The sequence below is a fragment of the Aggregatibacter sp. HK296 genome, assembly GCF_980469475.1.
The window spans coordinates 642,832-664,776 of sequence record NZ_OZ413142.1 but is presented as its reverse complement, the minus strand read 5'-3'; the positions used below and the strand labels follow the sequence as shown (position 1 = coordinate 664,776).

General features: G+C 46.8%; 16 protein-coding genes, 1 CRISPR repeat array and 1 riboswitch. Of the genes, 2 read left to right on the top strand and 14 right to left on the bottom strand.

The window, feature by feature from the left end:
- Window positions 1-100 precede the first annotated feature (100 nt).
- A complete protein-coding gene (nagE, locus tag AC30SH_RS03275; protein WP_109104185.1) occupies window positions 101-1,567 on the top strand; it encodes an N-acetylglucosamine-specific PTS transporter subunit IIBC in 1,467 nt (488 codons plus the stop codon).
- Window positions 1,568-1,647: 80 nt separating this feature from the next.
- Here nagE and bioB read toward each other — a convergent pair whose 3' ends face one another.
- From bioB to cas3, 14 genes are all read right to left on the bottom strand, one after another.
- Window positions 1,648-2,652, bottom strand: coding sequence for a biotin synthase BioB (gene bioB / locus AC30SH_RS03270; protein WP_479747467.1), 1,005 nt, complete (start codon window positions 2,650-2,652; stop codon window positions 1,648-1,650).
- A gap of 45 nt (window positions 2,653-2,697) precedes the next feature.
- Window positions 2,698-3,345: a thiamine ABC transporter ATP-binding protein gene (gene thiQ / locus AC30SH_RS03265; protein ID WP_489582108.1), complete on the bottom strand. Its 648-nt coding sequence runs from the start codon at window positions 3,343-3,345 to the stop codon at window positions 2,698-2,700.
- Window positions 3,329-4,972, bottom strand: a complete 1,644-nt coding sequence (thiP, locus tag AC30SH_RS03260; RefSeq protein WP_489582107.1) for a thiamine/thiamine pyrophosphate ABC transporter permease ThiP — start codon at window positions 4,970-4,972, stop codon at window positions 3,329-3,331. The genes thiQ and thiP overlap by 17 nt, the downstream gene beginning before the upstream one ends.
- A gap of 8 nt (window positions 4,973-4,980) precedes the next feature.
- Complete coding sequence (thiB, locus tag AC30SH_RS03255; protein WP_489582106.1) at window positions 4,981-5,985, bottom strand: thiamine ABC transporter substrate binding subunit; 1,005 nt, start codon at window positions 5,983-5,985, stop codon at window positions 4,981-4,983.
- 21 nt (window positions 5,986-6,006) lie between these two features.
- Window positions 6,007-6,816: a bifunctional hydroxymethylpyrimidine kinase/phosphomethylpyrimidine kinase gene (gene thiD, locus AC30SH_RS03250; RefSeq protein WP_489582105.1), complete on the bottom strand. Its 810-nt coding sequence runs from the start codon at window positions 6,814-6,816 to the stop codon at window positions 6,007-6,009.
- Window positions 6,817-6,943: 127 nt separating this feature from the next.
- Window positions 6,944-7,031: riboswitch (TPP riboswitch) on the bottom strand.
- A 114-nt stretch (window positions 7,032-7,145) separates the two neighbouring features.
- A CRISPR array of direct repeats spans window positions 7,146-8,047; the repeat unit is 32 nt; unit sequence GTTTCAACACACAGCCGCGCGGAGGCGGCTGC.
- A gap of 191 nt (window positions 8,048-8,238) precedes the next feature.
- Window positions 8,239-8,532, bottom strand: coding sequence for a CRISPR-associated endonuclease Cas2 (cas2, locus tag AC30SH_RS03245; RefSeq protein WP_005702619.1), 294 nt, complete (start codon window positions 8,530-8,532; stop codon window positions 8,239-8,241).
- Between the two features lie 3 nt (window positions 8,533-8,535).
- Window positions 8,536-9,549, bottom strand: coding sequence for a type I-C CRISPR-associated endonuclease Cas1c (gene cas1c / locus AC30SH_RS03240; protein WP_489582104.1), 1,014 nt, complete (start codon window positions 9,547-9,549; stop codon window positions 8,536-8,538).
- A gap of 184 nt (window positions 9,550-9,733) precedes the next feature.
- Window positions 9,734-10,471: a HEPN domain-containing protein gene (locus AC30SH_RS03235; RefSeq protein WP_489582103.1), complete on the bottom strand. Its 738-nt coding sequence runs from the start codon at window positions 10,469-10,471 to the stop codon at window positions 9,734-9,736.
- Window positions 10,472-10,533: 62 nt separating this feature from the next.
- Window positions 10,534-11,292, bottom strand: coding sequence for a CRISPR-associated protein Cas4 (cas4, locus tag AC30SH_RS03230; protein ID WP_489582395.1), 759 nt, complete (start codon window positions 11,290-11,292; stop codon window positions 10,534-10,536).
- Entirely contained in the window at window positions 11,202-12,068 is an 867-nt protein-coding gene (gene cas7c / locus AC30SH_RS03225; RefSeq protein ID WP_005636528.1) for a type I-C CRISPR-associated protein Cas7/Csd2, read from the bottom strand. The genes cas4 and cas7c overlap by 91 nt, the downstream gene beginning before the upstream one ends.
- A gap of 11 nt (window positions 12,069-12,079) precedes the next feature.
- Window positions 12,080-13,858, bottom strand: a complete 1,779-nt coding sequence (gene cas8c, locus AC30SH_RS03220; protein ID WP_489582102.1) for a type I-C CRISPR-associated protein Cas8c/Csd1 — start codon at window positions 13,856-13,858, stop codon at window positions 12,080-12,082.
- Window positions 13,855-14,529, bottom strand: coding sequence for a type I-C CRISPR-associated protein Cas5c (gene cas5c, locus AC30SH_RS03215; RefSeq protein ID WP_489582101.1), 675 nt, complete (start codon window positions 14,527-14,529; stop codon window positions 13,855-13,857). Before cas5c ends, cas8c begins: the two co-directional genes overlap by 4 nt.
- Before the next feature lie 87 nt (window positions 14,530-14,616).
- Window positions 14,617-16,368 (bottom strand): hypothetical protein, encoded by a 1,752-nt coding sequence (locus AC30SH_RS03210; RefSeq protein ID WP_489582100.1) that lies wholly within the window; start codon window positions 16,366-16,368, stop codon window positions 14,617-14,619.
- 80 nt (window positions 16,369-16,448) lie between these two features.
- The gene (cas3, locus tag AC30SH_RS03205) at window positions 16,449-18,740 is read right to left on the bottom strand and encodes a CRISPR-associated helicase Cas3' (protein WP_489582099.1); all 2,292 of its coding nucleotides are present in this window, start codon (window positions 18,738-18,740) and stop codon (window positions 16,449-16,451) included.
- Window positions 18,741-18,985: 245 nt separating this feature from the next.
- Here cas3 and glnE point away from each other — a divergent pair, with 245 nt between their 5' ends.
- Complete coding sequence (glnE, locus tag AC30SH_RS03200) at window positions 18,986-21,919, top strand: bifunctional [glutamate--ammonia ligase]-adenylyl-L-tyrosine phosphorylase/[glutamate--ammonia-ligase] adenylyltransferase (protein ID WP_489582098.1); 2,934 nt, start codon at window positions 18,986-18,988, stop codon at window positions 21,917-21,919.
- The last annotated feature ends 26 nt before the right edge of the window (window positions 21,920-21,945 follow it).

The window sequence follows — 21,945 nt, the reverse complement described above, 5'->3', positions numbered from 1 at the left end:
AAATACACACCTTTTCATTTGAAAAAAGAAATCTGATTGCGCTATGCTACGCAGGCCTAAAAAAATTATTTTATGGAATCAATAAATTAAAGGAGTTCTTATGAGTATTCTCAGTTATGCCCAAAAAATCGGGCAAGCCTTAATGGTACCGGTTGCCGTATTACCGGCAGCTGCTGTACTAATGGGTATTGGTTATTGGCTAGACCCGGACGGTTGGGGGGCGAATAGCCAACTTGCCGCATTGCTGATCAAATCCGGTGCTGCCATCATCGACAACATGGGCTTATTATTTGCCGTGGGTGTTGCTTTCGGTTTATCCAAAGACAAACACGGTTCTGCCGCTCTTTCCGGTTTAGTGGGTTACTATGTTGTGACGACCCTACTCGCACCGGGTGGCGTGGCACAATTACAACATCTTGATCCAACTCAAGTGCCTGCTGCTTTCGGTAAAATCAATAACCAATTTATCGGGATCTTAATCGGTGTGCTTTCTGCTGAACTTTACAACCGTTTCTATCAAGTAGAGTTGCCAAAAGCCCTGTCCTTCTTCAGCGGAAAACGTTTAGTGCCGATTGTGGTCTCTTTCGCCATGATTGCCCTTTCTTTCATTCTGCTTTATGTATGGCCTTACATCTTCAACGCACTAGTGTCTTTCGGTGAATCCATCAAAGATTTAGGCGCTGTGGGTGCGGGTATTTACGGTTTCTTCAACCGTCTATTAATTCCGGTGGGCTTACATCACGCGTTAAACTCTGTATTCTGGTTTGACGTTGCCGGCATTAACGACATTCCTAACTTCTTAGGTGGTGCAAAATCCATCGCTGAAGGCACTGCTACGGTAGGTGTCACCGGTATGTACCAAGCCGGTTTCTTCCCGGTCATGATGTTCGGTTTACCGGGTGCAGCATTGGCGATTTACCAATGTGCAAAACCAAGCCAAAAAGTGAAAGTGGCTTCCATCATGTTGGCGGGTGCCTTTGCTTCCTTCTTCACCGGTATCACCGAACCACTTGAATTCTCCTTCATGTTCGTGGCACCGATTCTTTATGTGTTACACGCATTATTAACCGGTATTTCCGTGTTTATCGCAGCGAGCATGCACTGGATTGCGGGCTTCGGCTTCAGCGCAGGTTTAGTGGATATGGTGCTATCTTCACGCAACCCATTAGCCGTTGACTGGTACATGTTATTGGTACAAGGCTTAGTCTTCTTCACCATTTACTACGTTGTTTTCCGCTTTGCTATCCAAGCCTTCAACTTAAAAACTATCGGTCGTACCGAAGAAGCTGAAGAGCCAAAAGAAGAACAAAGTGAACACAATCACTCTCGTGAAGAAAGAGCGGTTAAATTTATCGACGCTTTAGGCGGTGCCGATAACCTAAAAACCGTTGACGCTTGTATCACTCGCTTACGTTTAACCTTAGCGGATCGTAGCAAAATTGACGAAGCACAACTTAAATCCCTCGGCTCCAAAGGCAACGTCAAACTTGGTAACGACGGGTTACAAGTTATCCTTGGTCCTGAGGCAGAATTCGTTGCTGAGGCAATTAAAGGACAATTGAAGTAATTTCAAATACCACAAAAATCCGTAAACACAAAAAGCCACTTTGACGCCAAAGTGGCTTTTTTATATGTTTCAATTAACCATCAACGCAGATGCTTGTTCTCTTCCGTTTCCGGCTCTAAATCGAGTTTTTCCATCAATAAACGGTCGCCGTCTTCTTCCGGGTTACCCGTCACAAGCAGTTTGTCGCCGTAGAAAATGGAGTTAGCCCCCGCCATGAAGCACATTGCCTGCATTTCTTCGCTCATGCCTTGGCGACCGGCGGATAAGCGGACGTAACTGTTTGGCATAGTGATACGCGCCACGGCGATAGTGCGCACGAATTCTGTCCAATCCAAATCTTCTGCATCGGCAAGCGGTGTGCCTTCGATTTTCACTAATTGGTTGATAGGAACGGATTCCGGTTGCGGATCCAAATTTGCTAGGCTGGCAATAAGTCCCGCGCGCTCTTTACGGGTTTCATTCATGCCCACAATCCCGCCACAACACACTTTCAAACCGGCTTTGCGTACTTTGCCTAAAGTACTGATACGATCGTCAAAACGACGTGTACCAATCACTTCGCTGTAATGTTCCGGTGCGGTGTCTAGGTTGTGGTTGTAGTAATCCAAGCCTGCGTCTTTTAATTCTTCCGCCATGCCATCTTGCAATAAACCAAAAGTACCGCAAGTTTCCATACCAAGCGCTTTTACCGCCTTGATGATTTCTGTCACTTTGGCGATGTCTTTCGGTTTCGGCCCACGCCATGCGGCGCCCATGCAGAAACGCCCTGCCCCACGCGCTTTGGCAATTTTGGCTTTCGCCACGATGTCTTCCACGTTTAATAACTCTTGATTTTGGACGCCTGTATGGTAACGCGCTGATTGCGGACAATAACCACAATCCTCCGGACAACCGCCGGTTTTAATCGACATTAAGGTAGAAAGCTGAATCGCGCGTGGGTTAAAGTTTTTGCGATGAACTTGTGCCGCACGATAAATTAAATCTAAAAATGGGGTTTCAAACAACGCTTCTACTTTGCACACCGACCAATATTCTGCGGTTGGATGCGGTGTGATGGAGTAAATTTGTAAGGTACTAGTTGACATAGGTCTCCTTAAGTAAAACAAAGTAAATAAAAAGTGCGGTGCATTTTAAGCGCATTTTTCTTGCTGGCTTATCCGACCATTTTCAATGCGAAGCATACGATCCACTTTGCCCATCAGCTCTGACGGTTGATGGGTCACAAGTAACAATGTTAAGTTTTTACTGTGGCAAAGTTCATCAATCAAATTGAGCATGTCCAGTCTCAATTCAGGATCGAGCGCAGAAAATGGCTCGTCCAACAACAAAATCGGTTTATCGCGCAATAAACAACGCGCCAAGGCGACCCGTTGTTTTTGTCCGCCCGACAAACTGTTTGGCAGACGGGATAAAAAGGATGTTAATCCTACCGCATCAGCAACCTGTTCGATCTGATCTTGCTCAAGTGCGGTCAATTTTAAGCTTGTTTTTAAGCCCAATGCCAAATTTTGTTGCACGGTTAAATGCGGAAATAAATTGTTCTCTTGAAACAACATGGACACAGGCCGCTCATACGGCGCGCTACGCGTATGGTTTTCACCGTTTAACCAAATCTTGCCTTGTGTTGGCAACACGAAACCGGCAATTAAATTTAACAACGTACTTTTACCTGCCCCGCTTGGGCCAATAATGGCAATACGCTCCCCTGCCGCCACCTGCAAATCAAACGTCATCGGCAGTATGTCATCCGCTAAAAATACGTTATCTAAGCGAATCATGTTGTTCCTTTTGATTTTCAATTAAGGCGAAAATAGCGCCGCATAATAACAGCAAAATACCGGCAGTGACAGCGGCTTCTTGGTGACGATAACTGCCTAATTGTTGATATAACAAATGGGGCAACGAGGTAAATTCTTGATTGCCGAACAACGCAATCGCCGTGAAATCCCCTAAGGAAAGGGCAAATGCCAAGGCAAGCGCATAGTTTATCGGTGTACGAAGCGCATGCCATTCAATCAGACGAAAACGTTGCCAGCCGACAATGCCAAGGGAATTACACAAGCGTTCGTAATACAACATATTATTGTTGAACGGATCGGTCAAAATACGCAGAACAAAAGGCATGGCACTCAAGGCGTTACAGACAACGACAATGGCAAATAAATGGGCATTGGTAAAATCTACGTCACGCAACAACAAAAATAACCCCATCGCCAACACCAAAATGGGAATAGCTAAAATCACCATACCGGCATTGAGAATAAACTGTGCTGTTTTCACATAATAAAGCCATTGCAAACGGCGTGATAATAACAACAATGCCACCGCCATGAGCAACGCCAGCAAAGCGGACGCGGGCGCGATGGTTAAAGAATAGGTTAATGCTTTCCACAGCTGTGGATTGTGCCACGCCGTCAGCCATTTTCCTGATGTCAGTGCGCTAAACAAAATATTTAACAACGGCGACAACATAAAACACACAAAAACACCGAGCAAAAAAACATGGAAAATTTTGACCGCACTTTTCGGAGCCTCCAGCCAGCGATACGGGCTGCTTAAGGTGGTTTGTGAAGCGGTATTGAACAGGCTACTAAACATAAACAGCAGTAAACAAAACACAAACTGCAATAAGGCAAACACGGCTGCTTTCGGCAAATCAAATTCAAATAAAATCGCCTGATAAATCGCCGTTTCTAGCGTGGTATATTGCGGCCCACCACCTAAGGTAAGCACCACCGTAAAACTGGTAAAACAGAGCATGAAAATCAAGCTGAAAGTCGGCAACATCTGCCGACGCAGTGCATACCATTCCACCAAGCGCACAAAGCGCCAGCCACGAATATTCAGTTGCGCCGCCAGTTGGTGCTGTTCGTAAGGAATGCTTTCCAAGCTTTGTAAAAACAGTTTGGTTGCCAGCGGAATATTAAAGAAAAGATGCGCGATTAAAATCCCCGACAAACCGTAAATGCTGCCCGTCCAAGTGCGGTCGAAAAAATGGAAGAATTGCGCGATCCAACCGGAGGCACCATAAATACCGATTAAACCGAAAATCGCCACCAACACCGGCAACACAAAAGTCAGCGACATGATTTTCAGCAAAAAGGCTTTTCCGACAAATTCCACATAATAAAAAGCACGGGCTAACAGTGCGCCGAAAAACAGGGATAACAACGCAGAAAGTAATGCCTGACCAAAGCTAAAGGCGATAACATGGTGCAAATAACTGTCGGAAAAAAACTGTTGCCACTGAAACTCACTGCCCTGCATCAACACAGCACGCATGGCGAAACTATAAAGCAGGGAAATGAGCAAAATGGCGCAAATTCCGCCCATATAATGACGAGGGCGGAATTGCGGATTGGAAAATACTAAGCGGGTAAACACTGAACGAGACAACAAAAACACCGTTCAGATTATTGAGTTAATGTGGTTTGCCATTGATGAATCCAACTCCGCAACGTTTCTGGGCTAACATTGGAGGTATTCAAGAAAGACTGCTTCAACACATTTTCTTTTAGGGCATCAAAGTGCGGTTCAACCGGCGCTTGGATCACCGGGAACATCACGTTTGCCGTGACAATCTGTTTTTGCGCTTCCGGTGTCACCAAAAAATCCATGAAGTGATCAGCACATTGATTTTTATGTTCTGCGATTCGCGCCGCCAATTCCACTTGCATCACATTGCCTTCAGCAAACGTGGTTGCCGCATAATTCTCTTTATTTTCAAATAATTGGTGATATAACGGCGAAGTGGTGTAACTTAATACGACATCCGCCTCCCCTTTCAGGAATGCGCCGTAAGTGTCAGACCAGCCCTTGCCCACCGTAACTGTGTGTTTGGCAAGTTGTTGCCAGGCTTGCGCCACTTGGTCTGCTGAATAAACCGTATTCATCCACACTAATAAACCACGTCCCACGCTACTGGTACGCGGATCTTGATAGATCACACGTAAATCTTCCCGCCCTACCAATTCTTTCAGGCTTTTCGGTGGATTTTTCACTTTATTTTTGTCATAAACAAAGGCGTAAGTACCGAAATCGTAAGGCAAGAACGTGTTATCCGTCCATTGGTTTGGTAAAGAAAGTTTGCTTAAATCCACGTTATTCGCATCAAATAAATGACTTTTTTTCGCTTCGTCCAACACAAAATTATCCAAGCCCAACACGATATCCGCTTTGGTTTTATGGCCTTCTAAACGCACACGATTAAACAACGTACCACCGCTTTCAAACGGGACATAATTCACTTTGCAAAACGGAAATTGCTGTTCAAATGCTTGCTTCACTTTCGGACCAGCGCCCCAATCAGAGGTAAAAGAATCGTAAGTATAAATATTCACGGTTTCTTCATGATGATTCGCCAATGCGGTGCCGGTGCATAAAGAAAGTGCGGTCAAAATTAACGTTGTTTTTTTCATGTGTCTGTTCCTCAGTATGAATTATGCCTTGTCTTGATAAGCCCAATGATTAGTCGGTCCATGTCCATGACCGATATTTAACGGATGGCTGATTGCCGCCGTAATGTAGTCTTTTGCTGTTTTAATCGCCTGTTCCACGGAAGCGCCCTTGGCAAGTTCTGCTGTCATACACGCAGAAAACGTGCAACCTGTACCATGCGTTTGTGTTGTCGCATAACGTGGACTTTCTAATGTAAAGTGCCCTTCAGGGGTAAACACCCAATCGCGGCATACCGCACTTTGCGAATGCGCGCTGTGTCCGCCTTTAATCACTACAGTTTTCACGCCACGCGCCTGCAAGATTTGCGCCGCTTGTTGCGCTGTTTGATCGTCAATGACCTCCACGCCTGTCAGCGCCTTGGCTTCCGGCAAGTTCGGCGTAATCACATCCGCCAACGGCAATAAAAATGTATTCAAAGAATCGACCGCACTTTGTTGCAACAACGGCGCACCACCTTTGGCGATCATGACAGGATCTAACACCAACGAGCCGAAGTGATACTGATTTAATACCTCAGTGACACATTCGATAATCTCTGCAGTACCTAACATACCGATTTTAAAGGCGCTAATCGTGAAATCATCAGCAATCGCTTTCAGCTGGCTTTGAATGGTTTGAAGGGGGATGGCGTGAATATCAAAGACACCTAAGGTGTTTTGCGCCGTGACGGCCGTAATCACCGAGGCACCAAACACACCACGCATTTGAAATGTTTTTAAATCTGCCTGAATTCCGGCGCCACCACCGCTATCCGAACCGGCAATGGTCAACGCTTGCGCGACTTTACTCATAACGTCCTCCGCCATTTACCGGCACAGAACGACAAAACTCATATTGCATCATTGTTCCTTTTTTAATGAAAAAAGATAATCAGCAATAATGACGAATGAAGAAGATGTGGAGAAAAATAAAGGAAGTATGATTTTCTCGTTAGTTTCCTACGTCAGTATTAACTGTATCAGGTTCACGGGTATGATCTCAGCACAAAGCACCCCGACTAATAACGGGGTTCAGTCTATCTATTTTGTTGGGGAAGGGCAAGGGGATTGTAATATATCGACACACAGCCACCCAAAGGTGGCTGTAAGTCAACCAAGTATTCATCGCTGATGTATTGGTTGTTTCAACACACAGCCGCGCGGAGGCGGCTGCAGAGGCTGAGTATCACGCACAAATCGAAGGGGCGGTTTCAACACACAGCCGCGCGGAGGCGGCTGCATCGCATTGCAAAAATTAAAGAGCTCTCCCCTGGTGTTTCAACACACAGCCGCGCGGAGGCGGCTGCTTAAGCGCAAACGCCCCAATGTTTCTTCTTCGATAGTTTCAACACACAGCCGCGCGGAGGCGGCTGCGTTACGCCAAAGACGGCAAAACCTACGACAAAGCCGTTTCAACACACAGCCGCGCGGAGGCGGCTGCGTTAAATAGATTGCATACATTTGCCCTAAAACGGGTGTTTCAACACACAGCCGCGCGGAGGCGGCTGCGCTTTTATATAATATTGGTGTAGACTATGTATGGTTTCAACACACAGCCGCGCGGAGGCGGCTGCTTTTTCCAGGAAGCGACGCGGGCGAATTTACCGTTGTTTCAACACACAGCCGCGCGGAGGCGGCTGCTGCAGATCGCGGCTTAATAGACGCATTTCTTTGATGTTTCAACACACAGCCGCGCGGAGGCGGCTGCCCGCGGTATCCACTGGGGTTGCAATAGCAGTACTTAGTTTCAACACACAGCCGCGCGGAGGCGGCTGCGTATCAGACACAACAGAGAGGAATCCTGTTGGGTATGTTTCAACACACAGCCGCGCGGAGGCGGCTGCAGTTTATGAAGAAATGTATAAATGGGCATTAGGTGTTTCAACACACAGCCGCGCGGAGGCGGCTGCCCTAAATTCAAAGGTATACTATAATTCTGTAAAGGGTTTCAACACACAGCCGCGCGGAGGCGGCTGCTTTCTACGAAGGCATTTTCGTCCATATAAATTAATGTTTCAACACACAGCCGCGCGGAGGCGGCTGCTCCCTACCTAAAAAAGCAAGAAAAATCAGCAAATTAACCACTGTATTTCGCTAACTGATTTTATGATAAGGAGTTTGGTAAGTATAACGGCCACATTGTCGTTATACAAATAGATTAATTCATCCAAATTGTTAAAGAAAATGAAGATCGCTATCCCATCAGGGTTTTAATGAGAACAACAGGTTAGCGAACTAAATGACAAGCACATCTTTAAATACATCTACTGCCGGTTTTGCCCCATGATGCTCCACTTTATTGCGCCACTTACTGCCTAAATGGTAAAAACGCAGACTGTCACATGTGGGGTCGTAAGTTTCCAACAGTTTGTTTTTCAACATAACCCACTGGTCAGGCGTGACATCGCATTCAAATACTGAATATTGTGCTCGCACACCGTAATCTAAGCAATGTTTTGCGATACGGCGCAATCGCGCTTGCCCGTTTGGATCGTCAAAAGAAATGTCGTAAGTAATCAGCATTAACATGGTCTATCTCATCAAAAACGGCGGGTATTCCGCCAAATCCCCGCGCAAATGGCGCGCCAACAGCATGGCCTGAATATACGGTAGCAAACCAATTTCCACTTCTTCGCCCAAAAACGGATGAACGATTTTCTCCTGCTTCTTCGCCTGCAAAGCTTGGAACAAGAGCTTACGCGCATCGGCTTTTAAGCTTACCGCGCCGCTTGCTTCGGTAACGAAATCCTGCGGTTTGATTTGCCCTCGGTTAATCAGCGACAACACCAACCTGTCTGCCCACCATGCGCGGAATTCTTCCAAAATATCCTGCGCCAAACTGTCACGCCCCTGGCGGTCGGCGTGCAAAAAGCCCACCTGCGGATCCAGCCCCACACCTTGCAGCGCGCCGCTGATGTCCTTGCCCAGAATGCTGTACACAAACGACAACAGCGCATTCACCCCGTCTCTGGGCGGACGGCGGTTGCGCCCGTCAAAAGTAAAGCCGCTTTTTTCGCTCAAAAGCAGCCCGAATACGCCGAAATAACGCGCCGCCGCATCGCCCTCAATGCCGCGCACCACGTCCAGCTCCGCCGCGCCCTTCAACTGCCGCAGCGAAATATTCAAAGCATCAACCGCACTTTGAATCGCCGCATTCTCGCCGTAATTACGAATCTGCCGCTGAAGCACTCGTTTACTCGCCTGAATCTTCGCCGCAATGATATTGCGCGCAATCGGCACGGGATTTTGCTCCGACACCCGATACTGCGCCCGACGCAAGAGCACATTACCGCTCTGCCGTCCCTGAAGCCGCCCCAAGAAACGTCCGTTTTCCGTAAAAAACGCCAAATTCACATTATTTTCGCCGCAAAACCCCAGCAAAAACGGCGACACCAGCACATTCCCAAAACAGAAAATATGCCCGATGGAATGCACTGGCAACTGCGCCACCTTCTTACGCTCCTGCTCCACCACAATCGTCTCCCGCTCCTTATGCAGATAGCTGCCTTGGGTGGTGATGTAGAGCGTGTTTTGCAGTTTGCGCATGGGGAAACTCCTTGGGTTTTGACCGCAGTTTTTGGGGCGATGATTGGGCTACTTAAAAATGATAGGTTGGATTAGGCAGAACGCTGTAATCCAACAAAACAATTCAGTCTCCCAAATATTTTTTCAGACGACCTTAACTGGATATTTCGGTATTTTGTTGGGTTACTCCTATGCCTAACCCAACCTACTCTTGTTCTGTACTGAACCCATGCCTATCTAATACATCAGATAGTTGTTGATCAAACTTATCAATAATTTTTTTAGTAACTATATTGATGAATTGTTCAACAAAAGAAAGCAAGTTCCTAACATCACTCTTGCTCAAATTTATATAAACTCCATTGTTATAGCCATTATTATGTGTAAAACTATTTCTAACTCTTATTATATCATTACAATTTTTCTTAAATTTCGCCTCATTATAATTAATGTTCAAATGGAATAATGAATTGCATAATTCAGCTATTTCAAAAGGGTTATTTATGGTTTTATTTTTATAAATCTCAATAATTTCATTAATATTATTTAACAACTTCCTTTTCTTACCTAAATTATTATTTGCAGATGAAACAAGACTATCCTCATCAATATCCACCTCATTTTTAATTAAAATAGATACAAACTCATGAGTAAATCCTTCTAATGCAGAACATATATTGCAATAAAAACAACCTAATAAAAAAACATCTGAATCAGATATATTAGGAATAATTTTTTCTAACTGCTTTAAATTACCCATGCATTCATCAAGTTTTTCATACAACTCTAAAGTAAAATCATGTAAATTGAATAATTTATCTAATCCTTGATGAGCACTTTCCATTTCTTCTTCAAATTTTTCGAACTTCTTCATAAGTTCGTCCAATTCATCATCTAAAAACTCATCCTCTTCTATAGAAAAATTGTTCCCAGTAGTATCCATAACATCCTCCAATATTAATTTCAGTTTTAAATACAATTAAATAAGATTTATTATCCCGTAGTCTAATCTTCCCCAAACAACCCCTCCACATACCCCACACTCCTATCCCGTTTCCCCAACAACTCCGGCTGGCAAATCTCCACTAGCGAGCAGGCTTTGCAGCGTTTGCCGTAGTCGGGCGGCGGGGTTTGTCCGCTTTCCAGTAATTCACGGACTGCAGAGATGGTGGCGAGTGTTTGGGTGCGCAGGTCGTCTGAAAATACGACGGGGACGCGGTGGCGGGTTTGCATATACCACAGCGCGCCTTCGAAGATGGTTTGCCCGGTCATTTCTTCCAAGCACAAACCTTGGGCGCAAAGCTGGATTTCGTCCATCGGATCGGGTTTGGGCTTGCCACGTTTGTATTCCACGGGTTTCAGACGGCCTGTTTTTGTTTCTACTTCCACCAAATCCAACACGCCGGTGATACCTAATTTCTCCGCAGACACATGCACTGTCCGCTCAAAGCGCACGCCCTTGCGCGTTTCCGGCTCGCCCGAGTCCACCCGCTCGTGTAACGCTCTTCCCTGCGCGGTCAAATAGTTCTCCGCCCACGCCTGCTCGTTGTGAATTAACGCGCATTGGCGCGGGCAGAAGGCGTAGTGTTGCAGGGCGGAAAGGGGAATCAGGCGCGTGTCCTGATTTTCCCTTTGAGTTTCGGTTAAAAGTGCGGTCATCTTTTTAAGTGTTTTTACAGCAATTCTTCCACACTCACGCCATTTAAGCCGTCTGAAACCACGCTGATTTTGTAATCGCCAAAACCGCTTGCAGGCGTACCTGATTCGCCGTTTACGCGTTCGACTTTCACGGCGTCAAACAATTTATGTGCAGGCTGGCTGCCGAGTGCGCTGTCGTGTTTGAAGACAATCAATTTGCGCGCCGCCATTTCGCCACGGGCGGCGGAGCGGTCGTGTTCAAACATCAACGTCAGGGCTTGCCAGAGTTTGGCTAAATCGTCGTCTGAAAAGCCGGTTTTGGCGGCAAGGTTGGCGGAGATAAAACCGTGCACACGGTAGAGCGCGTAAGGGACAATGTATTTGCGCCCCATAGTGCGCTCTTTTTCCAAGTCTTTTTCGTTGGTTACCGCCATGCGGGTGATGGAAACTTCCAGCGGCACAATCGGGTCGATGGATTGGGCAAACGCCAGTTGTACCGGGCCGCGCACCTGTCCGCTGTTGACTTCGGTGGTCATCACCGCGCCGAAGGTGCGGATATCGAAGAAGTTTTTGCACATCCAGGCGGTGATGTCGCGGGCTTTGGCTTCGTCTTTGGGTAGTTTTTTGGCTTCAGATTCAATGCCAAGTGCTTCATAAGCGCGTTTGTTTTGCAGGTTTAACACACTTTTTTCTTTGACATAGATTTCGTAACCGGCTTCGTTTTCGCTGCTGATTTCTACAAAATTACGGATTTTGCGTTTCAGGCAGACATCGGTTACCAAACCTTTACTGGATTCGGGGTCAAGACGTGGCATATTGCCCGCATCGGGGTCGCCGTTGGGGTTGCCGTTGGTTACATCAAAAAAGTAAACAAATTCATAGCGGTTTTGAATGGCAGACATTTTCTGGCTCCTTAATTTTCAATGGTTTCAGCGGTTTCTTTTTTAGCAAAATAACTTTGTTTTTGATGGTAATAGCCGATGGCGAAGCGGCCTTGCTCGTCAATGCTCAAATGGCGCGGAAAGGTTTCGGGCAGTTTGGCAATGATTTCGCCCAAATCTTTATCCAAATTCACCGCCATGCCGGCTTTGTCTTTACGCAAGCGCGACAAATGGTGTTTTGCACCCGACAAAAGGCGCGGAAAAACCGAAAACGGCACGGCGGATGCAGAGCCGTAATAGCGATCGGCAATGCCGGCGTTTAATTCGCCCAACGCCTGATATTGAATACGCTCCAACACGGCAAACAGCCGCCCTAAAAGATAGGCGCGATTCGGACTTTCATTGTTCAAACTCATAGGAACTCCTTCTTCGATAAAACCTTTTCTAAAACGCCGCTCTAATACGGCTTTCATCATTGCCACGCGCAGGCCGTTCACGTCGCCGTCAGCGCGGATTCGGGTAATCAGTTGCGACAGCAAACTCAAGGGGTACGGCGTGCCGCAAATCACGGCGCGGGTCATTTCACCAGCTAACACGGGCGAGATGTTTTCGCTTTTGCCCAATACGGCAGTTTGCAATAAAAGTCGCCAAATAGACGGCGGCGTTTTCCACGCGCAAGGCTCAAGGGCTAAATCTTGCCAATGCTGCGCCAAATTTTCTGCCAACTGCCCAAACGTGGTGTCCAACCAAAAGCGAACAGAAATCCGCGCGGCATTGGGGGCAAGCCCTAAGATATAAAAACGGGTATTGGGAGAGAGTTCGGGCGCAATTTCTTGCAGCGGGCGACCGTTGCCGATTTGTTCCAATACGTTGAAAACTTTGGCGCTTTCTTGTTCATCATCCGGCGGCGTGAACACTTGCGCGAAGAAGCTCTCGGCAGCCTGCGCCGTTGCGCTATCGTCCGCTTCCGCCCAAAAGACCGTGCTGGCATCGCCGATGGTCAGACAGTGATTATTTTCGCGGCGCAACAGATAGTTCAGCGCGGTGGTGTAGGCAAAGGCGGATTGTTCGGAAACGGGCGCATTTGCGCCTTGCTCCTTGCCAAAAGAAGCAAAGGCTTCTTTGTTGAACGAAATAATCGAACCGCCGGAGCTTTGCCCGCCAAACACGCCTTTAATCGCCGGATGCAGCCGCGCAATCGGGGCAGTGTCGCCGCTAATCAGGCACAAGCCCTCGAGTGCTTCGTCGCTTTTCAGGCAGCCTGCCCACAAGCTTTGTGCGGCTTCGCGTTTATGGATAAGTGCGGTCGGTTTTTCAAGAGAAAATGCGATGTTGGCATCGAGCATTTCGGCTGGCAGATTTTCGGCAGCGAAATGTGCAGGCTGCCAGTTTTGCAGAAAACGGCACAAGGCTTGTAAGCCTTCATCGTCGCTGTTTTGCAGTAAATCGAGATGGTATTGCTTGAAGGCATCAAAAGTTTTTTCAGACGACGTAAAGGGTTTTTCTTTGGCTTCGGCTTTGTTTTTATTGGCTTCCACGCCAAGCGCGTAGGCGGTTTTATCCCACAAAAAATTCGGTTTGATGCCTGATGTGCGTTTTTCAGGGCGAGGCACGCTCATCAGCTTCGGCTGCGGCTTTTTATCGGCAGTCAGATTCGGCACGGCAGTTTTCAGACGACCTTCTTTATCCAACACCAAGATCCAGCCGATTTTCTCCTCGCTAAAGCCATAAGGTGGTACTTTCGGATTGCCCATTTCATCGGCTTCCGCCGCCAAACGGCGGTAATAGCGGGCAAGGGACGCAAGAATCATGCTTTCACCTCCTCGGCGTAAAACGGCGGCACATCAATCACGCCCTCTTTCATTTGTGCGCGGAAAAAATGCGGCGTGTTGCCGTGATCAAAATCAATATCGTGCAGCATCCAGCCTAAATCAAGGTTTGCCTCGCTTTCAGATAACGCTGACGACGGCAGCGGCTCGCCTTCGTCAATCAACGCAAAATCGGCAGGAAATTCACGCACGCCCAAACAAGGCTGCTGAAAGCATTGCCCCTTTTTCGCACGGCGTTTGAACATCTCAATATGCTTGGTAACGGTCTCATCCGCCCCCGCTTTTGCCGTCAGCGCCGCATGGGCTTCAATCACATAAGCCACGTCTTTAAGCACCGTCGCCGCGCGCTGCTGGCGATCGTCTTCAATCAGCGTATATAAATCGGCAACGCTCTTGCGCTTCATCGCGCCGCTGGCCTTACCCGCTGAAATCTTGCCGCCCAACTCATTGCGCCGCACCGACTCAAACCGAATCGGCTTCAACACATAAATCCGGTCAATCACCCACCGAATCGCCGGCTTCCAATGCACCGCCGCCAAAATTCCGCGCGCCGCCGACGGCGTGATGACATCATAAGACACCCGCTCCACCTTCATCTCTGGACGGGTAAAACAGGCATAATCGCCCCAAACATGTAGGCAGATTTGGTTCATTTGGTTCTCCTTTTGGTTGGAAAGTGCGGTTTCAGGCGACGTTTAAAAATGGTGGGAGAATTGACCGCACTTAAATAGTTTCAAATCTTATTCTGATTCTCTAAACAGAATGCTTTCGATATACCAAATTGCTTGACCGAAATTGGAAATAAGCTGCTCGCCTTGTCTCAAAAAAGATTGGTTTTCATCTATTCCAGCCAGTTTTATTGCTTCTTCAATTTTTGAGCCGGTAGGATGCGCATCTCCAAGCCTCATATCATAAACACCAACAATGACACCAAAAATCTTATGGGCATAATCTTCTCCAATTTTTTGAGCTACGATATTTTGTAATAATTTATTAGAACCTAGTTTGTTTTTATCCTTGTGGTTAGATAACTCACGAAGAGCTTTAACATTAAGTCTATCGGTAAAAATACGAACCAAATCTTTTGCCAGCCTTAATAATGATGTTCTATCAGTACTTGAAAAACGTGAAATCTGCTGCAAAAGCTCTGAATCATTGATGTCATGGGAAAATAAATCAACATTAAACTTCTTTTTGAAACTTGCTTCCAACATTCGCATAACTTTAAATAACAAGTCTTCAACAGCATGTGTAGATGCAGGCTGAACTCTAACTTGCGAAGCTAATAATTCACTGGAGACCTTCCCTTCTGGAACAACATTATGAGCAGCCCAAATACGTTGCTCCCATGATGGAAGTTTGGCGACATCATAAGCATATACTGTAATTAAATCGGCACCATTAATTCCAAAATGAGTATGATAGCCCGATGTGGAGTGAATACAGCCTGTCTCTGCTGTGTACCATTTCAAAGAAAATCCACGATGTTTAAGCAATTCATTCACAATGTTGGAGCGAAAAAACAACCACCTCCCAATATCTTCATTATCTAATTCGGTAGAAGGCATTCTTGTTCCATCAGTTTCTACAATGAATGTTGGTAGATTTGGCTCTTTATCGTAGCGAACTCGGGTACTTATACCTTGATGTTCAATCCATTCATCTCGCCAAAATTCTCCTTCTACTCTTATCCCTCTATAACCATCATGAAAACCTTGAGAACTTTCAGATTCAGTATTTTCATTCGTCTCTAGCCCCATTACTGGAGCGTCATCCTCTTCATCTATATCAGTTCGCCATACACGAAAGGAGGCCCAACTTCCGCCATAAACATCGTTTAAGCTGCGAATAAGTAATTTAAATTGTCCTTGATCTCGCTCCTCTTGATAACTTCCCAAGCCCGCATATTCACTACTTTCAATTTCTTCAACGTTTTCTACCCGTTGACGATAGTAAGTAAGACGAAGAGAAAGGTTTCTTGCTGCCAAATAATCAATTAAGAATTCTTTTTTAATCTCAATTTGCACATGATTTCCTTCATCATCAAAAGACTCACGAATCACTTCAACAAAATCTTCCTCTGGTCTGACCCAGCTATTTTTTTCTTTGATTAATCTAAGAGCTACTATTAAATCTGGATTTATAATCCACTTGCGTCCTCCAATAACAGGTTGAGGATGATCAAAAATAAGATGTACGCCTACGGGTTCTTTTTCATTCCACTCATACTGATCGATTGTTTTGTAATGCCCACTGCCAAAAGCATATGGTTCTACCCCTATCATTCCTATATCTGACCACCCTAAATTTTCACCCAAATCTTTATGTTCAGGAGGAAAAGCAAGAGAATTACATAAAAATAATTCAGATACATAACCAATATTTTGAGTATCTCCTTCTTCACTTTCACAAATTGACCTTAAGGGAATCCAAGTAGAATTGGCAAATTTACGACGAGTTTCTTTTGTTTGTAGAATCCAATCTTTAGTCATAATCAGCTCCTTTAATAATATTTAGTTTAAAAAACGAGTTAGTACACTCGCTATAAATTCTTAACTCATGAAATTTGTTATCAAAATACCAAATTCTCCCCCTTCAAAAACTCCATATCCTCCCAACTCAAGCCCGCCACGTCATCATACAAATCCAACCCAATCAGCGTATAAAACTGTTTGCCGAAGTTTTTCTCGTTAATCGGTTCGATACGCCCTGCTTTATACAAAGCGGCGAGAGCTTTTTCGGGGATTTGGACGGTGTAGGGTTGCAGTTTGCGTAAGAGTCCGCCGATGTGGTCGGCGTGGTGCAGGCTGCTGATGAGGTTTTCGGCCTCACCATCGAACGGAATAATCAGCGGCTGCATATGGCTTTCGATCATGCGGAATTTGTCGGCGATGGTTTGGAATGGGAAATCGAGGCTTTGCCCTGTATCGTTGTGCATTTTCAGAATTTTTTTATTGTCCAGCTCACTGCCTTTTAATTGATAAAGCTCGGCGAAATAGGCGGCAACGGCTTGGGTGGATAAGAGGTCGTCTGAAAAACTGTCGGCGGTCAGGCGCATAACGGCGGCTTGGGTGGCAAGTTCGGGCGGGGCTTTCCATTTGTCTTCGGGTGCGAATATCCAGACAAAGCTGTTTTCAGACGGCCTTTTGCCTTCGCGGTTGCAGCGTCCGGCGGCTTGCGCAACGCTGTCTAAACCTGCTTCGGCGCGCATCACCAGCGGAAAATCCACATCAACGCCGGCTTCGATTAAGGAGGTGGCGATGACGCGGCAAGGTTCGCCGTTTTTCAGACGGCCTCGGATCTCATCAAGCTTTTGACTGCGGTGTTTGGCGCACATTAAGGTGGTCAGGTGGAACGTGCCGTCAAGGTGTTTGGCTTGGTCGTACAGGCTGCGGGCATGGCGGCGGTTGTTGACGATGACGAGCATTTGCGGGTGTTCACCAAGTTTGGCGAGCAGGTCGGCGTCGGTTTGTGTACCGATGTGTTGCACGGTGGTGCGGCGTAGTTTGTCGAAAAGTGCGGTCGGTTTTGGGGCGATTTCGCGCACGTTTTCAAAGCCGCGATAGAAGCCGTTTTCGGCTTGCACGGCAGGCTGGGTGGCGGTACACATGACGACAGAACAATGATAGTTTTGCGCCAATTCTTTGATGGCTTGCATGATGGGTAGCAAAAGATTGAGCGGCAGCATTTGCGCTTCATCGAGGATGATGACGGAGCCTGCGATGTTGTGCAGCTTGCGGCAGCGTGAGGAGCGGTCGGCAAAGAGGGATTCGAAGAATTGCACGGCGGTGGTCACGACAATCGGTGCGTCCCAGTTTTCCGAGGCAAGGCGCAATTTGTCTTTGGCGGCCTCATTTTGCAGTTTGCCGTCGTCGAAGGTGCTGTGGTGTTCTAACACGGCTTGTTCGCCCAATTCGCCAAAGGCTTTGCGAAACTCGGCGGCATTTTGTTCGATGATGCTGGTGAACGGGATGACGTAAATCACACGTCGCATACCGTGCCGTTTGGCGTGTTCCAGTGCGAATGCCATGGAAGTGAAGGTTTTACCACCGCCGGTCGGCACGGTGAGCGTGAACAGTCCTTGCGGTTGCGCCGCTTGTTCTACGGCATGATCCAGAATTTCGCTACGCAGGCGGTTTAAGGCGGCATTGCGTTTTTCGGCTTCGGTTTGCTCTGGAGCTTGGGCGATACGTCGTCTGAAATTGTTGATGAATTGATTGAAATTGTGTTGTAAGGCGTTTAGATCGGGATAACCGTCGCGCTCACTGGCTTTGTTTTCTAGGTTTAAATAAAAGGCTTCAGTGTCGAGATAATCGGCATCCACCAAGCAGGAATAGAGCATTCGGGTGAAGAAAGCGTAGGAGAAAAAAGGATGATGCGTGTCGGCCTTGAGTGGCGGTGCGGACAGGTTTTGAGGGAGCTTGATTTCTTGTTGCCACAGGTTATCGAGGGCGGGAATATCTTTGCCAAATTTCAAAGCCAAACGATCCTTTAACGTGTGACGGTTATCGCCTTCACCGTTTCCATTTGCCAATCCGGCATGATGCCCCGCAATGCAAAACGCCATCAGCTTGCCGATAACATTTCCCCAACGCTCGACAGCAATTTTTGCTCCCGCAGTAGCATGATCGACTGAGGGGCCACCATGCAATCGGTGATTAAAGGCTTCTGAATATTTCCCCAAATCATGCAATTTCCCCGTCTGGCAGGCAATTTCCTGCGCACCGAATACCCGAGCAAACTCCGCCGCCATTTCGCCAACATTTACCGAATGGCTTTGCAAGGTTTGCCAATGTTCGTAAGGCAAGAGGTTGCCGAGTTTGTCTTGGGCGGAATGGGCGTAGCGGATAACAGATTGGGACATAGTGACTTCCTAAGGTTTAATATACCATCATTTTTATTTAATAAATAAGACGTGGTTTCTTTAAGAATAAATTTAGATTTTTTAGAAAAATAACATCACACTTATTGTAGTCAGAGCGTATCAAAAATATTGCATATCATCTAACACCTTTCTCTCATTCTGAGATGCCAATCACACTTTTTCTCCCCTGAAATTTTCCCCATTTCATGCTAAAGTTTACGCACCATTTTTCATAAGGATTCACCATGTCTTTTGTTGCTCAATTTGCCGATAAATTCCATTCGCTCGCGGAAGCTTTAATTCACTCTTTTCCGGAAAAATTCGATTCCACTTTGTTTGAACAAATTGAACAACAAAGAGAAGATCCCGCAACGAATATTGGGCAAATGGCTGTGGCGGTGGCGATGTCGGATTTTGTGGCGGAGGCGTGGCAGAAACAGCCTACGTTTTTAGCAAAATGTTGGGAAAAACTACCGCACTTTGAGGACTGTGACCAGTACGCCGAGCGGTTGGATGAAGTGTTACAGCATGTGCAAACGGAAGAGCAACTTTATCGGGAATTACGTCTGTTTCGCGCCCGTGAAATGGTGAAGCTGAGTGTTTGCCAAAGTCTGAATTTCGCCACGGTGGAACAGGTTTTTATTCGTTTGTCGCAACTGGCGGAAAGCCTGATTATTGGTGCGCGGGATTGGCTTTATGCGCGGGCTTGTGAAGAAATGGGTACACCGATGGGTGCGCAGGGCAACGCGCAGCAGTTATATATTCTCGGTATGGGGAAATTGGGTGGCTTTGAGCTGAATTTTTCTTCCGACATTGATTTGATTTTTACTTATCCAAGCCAAGGGGAAACCGTAGGTGCGCGCCGAAGCGTAGATAATGCGAAGTTTTTCACCCGTTTGGGGCAACGTTTGATTAACGCATTGGATCAATACACTGCCGATGGCTTTGTGTACCGCACGGATATGCGTTTACGTCCCTTTGGCGACAGCGGCGCGCTGGCACTCAGTTTTAACGCCATGGAGCAGTATTATCAGGATCAAGGGCGCGATTGGGAACGTTACGCCATGATCAAAGGTCGCATTTTGGGTGCGCAAGCAACGGATCCGAATGTCACTGTTTTACAAAATTTATTGCGCCCGTTTGTATATCGTCGCTACATCGATTTCAGCGTAATTCAAGCATTGCGTGAGATGAAACAAAAAATCGAACGGGAAGTGCGCCGCCGCAACCTCACCGATAACATCAAATTGGGCGCGGGCGGCATTCGTGAAATTGAGTTTATCGCGCAGGTTTTCCAGTTAATTCGCGGTGGGCGGGAAATTGCCTTGCAGCAACACGAATTGCTGAATTTATTGCCGGAACTGAGCAGGCTAAATTTGATTTCCATCGAACAGGAATCCGATTTGCGCCACGCCTATTTATTTCTACGTCGCGCGGAAAATGTGCTGCAAGCCATCAAAGATCAACAAACCCAACAACTGCCCGATAACGAATTGGATCGTCAACGTTTAATCTTCGCCTGCGCGGAATTTACCCAATGGGGTGCGCAACAAGAAAGTGTTCCCGTCACCTACCCGATTCACGATTGGGCGAGTTTTCTCGCCGTGTTACAAGAACATCAGCGCAAAGTGCGGTCGGTTTTTCAGTCATTAATTGGTGATGAGCAAGAGGAAAACACATCGGAAAATGCGTGGGAAGATTTCCTCGAAACGGATTTTGACGAACAAGAATTACTCAGCATTTTACAACAAAACGGTGTGCCGGAGGCGGAACAAGATGCGGTGTTGGATCGTCTGTTGCAATTTCGCAACGAATTGCCCCGTTATGCCATTGGTGTGCGCGGGCGGGCAGTGCTTAATCGCTTAATGCCAAACCTGCTGGAACAAGTTTTACACACGCCCAACAGCCCTGTTTTACTGCCACGGATTTTGACGATTATTGAAAAAATCCTCACGCGCACCACTTACCTCGAACTGTTAGCAGAGAATCCGCAAGCCTTGACACAACTTATCGAACTTTGCGCCCAATCAAAATTTATTGCAGAACAAGTGGCGCGCCACCCGATTTTGCTCGATGAATTGCTCGATCAAAAATCCCTGCGAAATCCACCGCACTTTACCGAGTACGCCTCAGAATTACAGCAATATTTATTGCGCCTGCCCGAAGATGACGAAGAACAATTTATCGACGGCTTGCGCCAGTTTAAGCACGCTGCCCTGCTCCGTATTGCCGCGGCCGATATTCTCGGTGTGTTGCCGGTGATGAAAGTGAGCGATCATCTCACCTATTTGGCAGAGGCGATTATCAGCGCGGTGGTTAATTTGGCATGGCAACAAATCGCCGTGCGTTTTGGGGTGCCCGAACATTTGGCAGAAGGAGAGAAAAACTTCCTCGTGGTGGGCTACGGCAAATTGGGCGGCATTGAATTAGGCTATAAATCTGACTTAGATCTCGTCTTCTTATACGATCCCGCTGGCAACAGTCAAACCGTTGGCGGCAAAAAAGTCATCGACAGCAACCAATTTTATTTACGTTTAGCGCAAAAAATCGTGAGTATCTTCAGCATGAATACCAGCGCCGGGATTTTATATGACGTGGACATGCGCCTGCGCCCATCCGGCGATGCAGGATTGCTTGGTTGCTCTTTCTCCGCCTTTGAAAACTATCAACTAAACGAAGCCTGGACCTGGGAAAAACAAGCCTTGGTGCGTAGCCGCGCTGTGTTCGGCGAACAGAAACTACGGGACGAATTTGAAACCATTCGCCACAGAGTGCTTTCTGCTCCGTGGGACGTAGTTCAACTGAAACAAGATGTCTGCGAAATGCGGGAAAAAATGTATGAACATTTGGCAAAACATGATGACGTCCAATTCAATATTAAAACCGACCAAGGCGGCATCACAGACATTGAATTTATCGCACAATATTTGGTGTTGGCGCATTCGCAGCAACAGCCCGCACTCACCCGTTGGTCAGATAACGTACGGATTTTCGAGATCATGGCGGAATATGGCGTGATTTCTGATGCTGACAGCGAACGCTTAAAACAATGTTATGTGGACCTGCGCAACCGTATTCACCATTTGAATTTACTCGGCTTACCCTCTGTGGTAGATGCGTCGGAATTTTGTGCAGAACGGGCGTTTGTGCGAGAGATGTGGGCGCGTTTGTTCCATTAAAGTGCGGTCATTTTTGACTGAATTTT

Bases quoted from the DNA above. Each gene is read 5' to 3' on its own strand.
- nagE (WP_109104185.1), top strand. From the start codon at position 101: ATGAGTATTCTCAGTTATGCCCAAAAAATCGGGCAAGCCTTAATGGTA.
- bioB (WP_479747467.1), bottom strand. From the start codon at position 2,652: ATGTCAACTAGTACCTTACAAATTTACTCCATCACACCGCATCCAACC.
- thiQ (WP_489582108.1), bottom strand. From the start codon at position 3,345: ATGATTCGCTTAGATAACGTATTTTTAGCGGATGACATACTGCCGATG.
- thiB (WP_489582106.1), bottom strand. From the start codon at position 5,985: ATGAAAAAAACAACGTTAATTTTGACCGCACTTTCTTTATGCACCGGC.
- thiD (WP_489582105.1), bottom strand. From the start codon at position 6,816: ATGAGTAAAGTCGCGCAAGCGTTGACCATTGCCGGTTCGGATAGCGGT.
- cas2 (WP_005702619.1), bottom strand. From the start codon at position 8,532: ATGTTAATGCTGATTACTTACGACATTTCTTTTGACGATCCAAACGGG.
- cas1c (WP_489582104.1), bottom strand. From the start codon at position 9,549: ATGCGCAAACTGCAAAACACGCTCTACATCACCACCCAAGGCAGCTAT.
- AC30SH_RS03235 (WP_489582103.1), bottom strand. From the start codon at position 10,471: ATGGATACTACTGGGAACAATTTTTCTATAGAAGAGGATGAGTTTTTA.
- cas7c (WP_005636528.1), bottom strand. From the start codon at position 12,068: ATGTCTGCCATTCAAAACCGCTATGAATTTGTTTACTTTTTTGATGTA.
- cas8c (WP_489582102.1), bottom strand. From the start codon at position 13,858: ATGATTCTTGCGTCCCTTGCCCGCTATTACCGCCGTTTGGCGGCGGAA.
- cas5c (WP_489582101.1), bottom strand. From the start codon at position 14,529: ATGAACCAAATCTGCCTACATGTTTGGGGCGATTATGCCTGTTTTACC.
- AC30SH_RS03210 (WP_489582100.1), bottom strand. From the start codon at position 16,368: ATGACTAAAGATTGGATTCTACAAACAAAAGAAACTCGTCGTAAATTT.
- cas3 (WP_489582099.1), bottom strand. From the start codon at position 18,740: ATGTCCCAATCTGTTATCCGCTACGCCCATTCCGCCCAAGACAAACTC.
- glnE (WP_489582098.1), top strand. From the start codon at position 18,986: ATGTCTTTTGTTGCTCAATTTGCCGATAAATTCCATTCGCTCGCGGAA.